The 3925-nt window shown below is 70.9% G+C and carries 3 protein-coding genes and 1 pseudogene; all 4 read left to right on the top strand.

The features are described 5' to 3' along the window. Positions 1 to 364, top strand: a pseudogene (locus G6027_RS05315) (alcohol dehydrogenase); the annotation flags it as partial. Positions 365 to 390: 26 nt separating this feature from the next. Then, positions 391 to 1212 (top strand): formate dehydrogenase accessory sulfurtransferase FdhD, encoded by an 822-nt coding sequence (fdhD, locus tag G6027_RS05310; RefSeq protein ID WP_182636067.1) that lies wholly within the window; start codon positions 391 to 393, stop codon positions 1210 to 1212. Between the two features lie 65 nt (positions 1213 to 1277). Next, the gene (locus tag G6027_RS05305) at positions 1278 to 3707 is read left to right on the top strand and encodes an FdhF/YdeP family oxidoreductase (RefSeq protein ID WP_241726842.1); all 2430 of its coding nucleotides are present in this window, start codon (positions 1278 to 1280) and stop codon (positions 3705 to 3707) included. Positions 3708 to 3715: 8 nt separating this feature from the next. Next, positions 3716 to 3925 (top strand): rhodanese-like domain-containing protein (locus G6027_RS05300; RefSeq protein WP_182636066.1); only part of this gene is annotated, 210 nt, incomplete at its 3' end.

Here is a 3925-nt window from a genome sequence, read left to right as displayed (position 1 = left end):
CCGCGACCGCCCCCCGGTCCCGCTCGACGCCGCGATCCTCTTCGCTCCGGCGGGGGAGCTCGTGCCGGTGGCCCTGGCGGCACTCGCCCCCGGCGCGACCCTGGCCGTGGCCGGTATCCACCTCTCCGACATCCCCCGGCTCGACTACCAGCGGCACCTGTTCCACGAGCGATCCGTGACCAGTGTGGAGAGCAACACCCGCTCGGACGGCGAGGAATTCCTCGCCCTGGCCGAACGCCTCGCACTCCGTCCCACCACCCACGAATACCGCCTCGACGAGGCCGACGACGCCCTGGCCTACCTCGACGCGGGGGACGTCCGCGGCGCCGGTGTCCTGCGCGTGGCCCACCGGTCCGCCAGCTGACCCGTCCACCGGCTAGCCTCTGCACCATGGGACGACGGACGAGTCGTCACCCCGCGCGGAGGATCATCGCCGGCAGTGACGCCAGACGTGAGGTGGCGACCCTCGCGGTGGAGGAGCCGCTGGAGATCCGTCTCGGGGGACGCCCCTACCTCGTCACGATGCGCACCCCGGGCGACGACATGGACCTGGCCGCCGGTTACCTGGTGTCCGAGGGGGCGATCTGGCACCGCGATCACCTCCCGGAGATCTGCTACTGCACCACGGTGAGCGGCCGCACCGAGCAGGACTACAACACCCTCACAGTGACCCTGTCCCCCGATGTCCCGGAACCGCGGTCCGTCCGCGCGACCGCCATGACCAGCTCCTGCGGGGTGTGCGGCGTCGACTCGGTCGCGGAGGTGCGCAAGGCGACCCACTTCCCCGCCGAGCCGCCCGCCCCCCTGGTCGGGGCTGCGGTCCTGCTCTCCCTGCCCGACCGGCTCCGCGAAGGTCAGGTCGTCTTTGGCCGGACCGGCGGCGTCCACGCGGCGGCCCTGTTCTCCCCCGAGGGCGATCTGCTCTGTCTGCGCGAGGACGTGGGCAGACACAACGCGGTCGACAAGGTGGTGGGGTGGGCACTGCGCGAGGGCCGGCTCCCGCTGCGGGCGACGATCCTGCAGGTCTCCGGGCGTGCCTCGTTCGAACTCGTACAGAAGACGTCCATGGCGGGGATACCGGTGATCTCCGCGGTCAGCGCCCCCTCGTCGTTGGCCGTGGACCTGGCCGCCGAGACCGGGGTGACGCTGGTGGGGTTCAGTCGGGGCGACCGCGCGACCGTCTACACCCATCCGGAGCGCATCGCCGACTGAGTGACCGCCGCGCGCACGCCGCGGCCGCGGCTGCGGAGCTGTGTGTTCCGGCGCACAATGGGCCCATGAGCCTTGTCCCCCGCATCCGGCGGTCCGCGCCCGTCGCCGACATCGACGAGACACGGATCCGGGTCGGCCAACCCGAGACCAGCGCGGCGGGCCTCAAGGCCGTCTCGGTGGCGCTCGAGCGGGGGATCTCGCAGGCCGGGGTGACCCGGACGGTCCGGGCGATGGCCAGCCTCAACCACCGCGGCGGCACGGACTGCCCCGGGTGTGCCTGGCCCGAGTCCATCACCGGGCCGCGCAAGCCGGCGGAGTTCTGCGAGAACGGCGCGAAGGCCGTCGCGGAGGAGGCCACCACCCGAACGGTGACCCCGGAGTGGTGGGCCGCCCACCCGATCCGCGAGCTGCGGGACAAGACCGAGTACTGGCTGGGCAACCAGGGCCGGATCACCGAGCCGGTGGTGCTGCGACCGGGCGATGAGCACTACTCGCCGATCGGTTGGCGAGAGGCGTTCGCGCTCATGGCCGAGCACGTGGGCGCCACCTCGGCCGACCGCTGCGTGTTCTACACCTCGGGCCGCACGGCCAACGAGACCGCGTTCATGTACCAGTTGCTCGCGCGGTCGATCGGCACCAACAACCTGCCCGACTGCTCCAACATGTGCCACGAGTCCTCCGGGTCGGCCATGACGCCCACGATCGGCATCGGCAAGGGGACCGTCTCGCTCGAGGACTTCGATCATGCGGACGTCATCCTCGTCGTCGGACAGAATCCCGGCACCAACCACCCACGGATGCTCTCCACCCTCACCGACGCCCGGCGACGCGGGGCCCACGTCGTGGCGGTCAACCCGTTGCCCGAGGCCGGCCTGCTGAACTTCGCCGATCCCCAGTCCCCCACGGGGATCGCCAAGAGCCTCGTCGACGGCGGGGGCGAGACCGTCGCGGACGACTTCCTGCAGATCAAGGTGGGAGGCGACCTCGCACTGTTCCAGGCACTGGGCCACCTGCTGCTGCGGGCGGAGGACGCGGCACCGGGAACCGTGGTCGACCGCGACTTCGTGGACACGTGCACCGAGAGGTTCCGGGACTACGCCGCCGCGCGTGCCGAGCTGGACTGGGAGACCACCGAGCGGGCCACCGGTCTGCGCCGCGACCAGATCGAACGCCTGGCCACGCTGCTCGTGCACTCGCGGGGGACGATCATCTGCTGGGCGCTGGGACTCACACAGCAGCCCCATTCGGTGGACACTCTGCGCGAGATCGTCAACGTCCTGCTGCTGCAGGGCAACTTCGGCAAGCCCGGCGCCGGCGCCTGCCCGGTCCGCGGGCACTCGAACGTGCAGGGCGACCGGACCATGGGGATCTGGGAGAAGCCGGGCGCGATGTTGCTGGACGGGCTCGACGACGAGTTCGGCATCACCTCGCCGCGTGAGCACGGCTACGACTCGACGGAGACGCTCGAGGCGTTCGAACGCGGGGACGTGGACGTGTTCGTCTCCATGGGCGGCAACTTCGCCAAGGCGTGCTCGGACACCGACGTCCTCGAGACGGGGATGCAGCGCACCGGGCTCACCGTGCACGTGTCGACCAAGCCCAACCGTTCCCACGTGGTCCATGGGCAGACGTCGCTCATCCTCCCGACGCTCGGGCGGACAGACCGCGACGACCGCCATCCCGGGGGCGCGCAGTTCGTCTCGGTGGAGGACTCGATGTCGGTGGTCCGCTCGTCCCAGGGGCGGCTGGAGCCGGTGTCGGAGCAGCTGCTCAGTGAACCGCAGATCGTCGCGGGCATGGCGGAGGCGATCCTCGGTCACGACCACCCGGTGGGATGGCGCGCGATGGCGGAGGACTACGACGTGATCCGGGACCACATCGCCCGCGTGATCCCCGGGTTCTCCGACTACAACCGGCGGGTGCGGCAGAAGTCCGGGTTCGTGCTGCCCAATCCGCCGCGCGACACCCGGTCCTTCGCCACGCCGTCCGGGCGCGCGCACTTCACGGTGTCGCCGCTGGAGTGGCTGGAGGCGCCGGCCGGGCACCTGATCCTGCAGACCATGCGGTCACACGACCAGTACAACACCACCTTCTACGGTCTCGACGACCGCTACCGGGGCATCTCCGAGGGGCGTCGGGTGATCCTCGTCAACCCGGACGACCTGCGCGACCTGGGCCTGGCAGACCGCCAGCTCGTCGACGTGGTGAGTGTGTTCACCGGCTCGGACGGCGTGACCACCGAGCGCCGGGCGGAGGAGTTCCGGCTGGTGTCCTACCCGACGGCCCGCGGCTGCTGCGCGGCCTACTTCCCGGAGGCCAACAACCTGGTCCACCGGCAGAACGTGGCGCGGGAGTCCAACACGCCTGGTTTCAAGGCGGTGACCGTCCGGTTCGAGCCGCGAAGCGAGCGCAGCGGCGAGCAACCGGCGCACTGGCTCCGTCCGGTTCGAGCCGCGAAGCGACCACTGGCGGAAGTTATACCCCCCGGGGTATAGTTCCCGGCATGGTTTCCACAACTGATATCAACACCTTCGCCGCCCATCATCAGCTCGGCGCCCCGGTCATCGACGTCCGAGAGCCTCACGAGTACGAAGCGGGCCACGTTCCCGGCGCCCGCCTCGTGCCGCTGGGCCAGGTCGCCGGCGCCCGCGACGTCGCGCCGCAGGGGACGACCGTCTACGTGATCTGCGCGTCCGGCAATCGCAGCAAGACC

The sequence above is a fragment of the Dietzia sp. SLG310A2-38A2 genome, assembly GCF_014145095.1.
Classification (GTDB): domain Bacteria; phylum Actinomycetota; class Actinomycetes; order Mycobacteriales; family Mycobacteriaceae; genus Dietzia.
Note: the sequence above shows the minus strand (reverse complement) of the source record. Positions and strands in the feature narration are given on the sequence as shown.

Coding starts and splice junctions, on each gene's coding strand:
- G6027_RS05305 (WP_241726842.1), top strand. CDS start 1,278: ATGAGCCTTGTCCCCCGCATCCGGCGGTCCGCGCCCGTCGCCGACATC.
- fdhD (WP_182636067.1), top strand. CDS start 391: ATGGGACGACGGACGAGTCGTCACCCCGCGCGGAGGATCATCGCCGGC.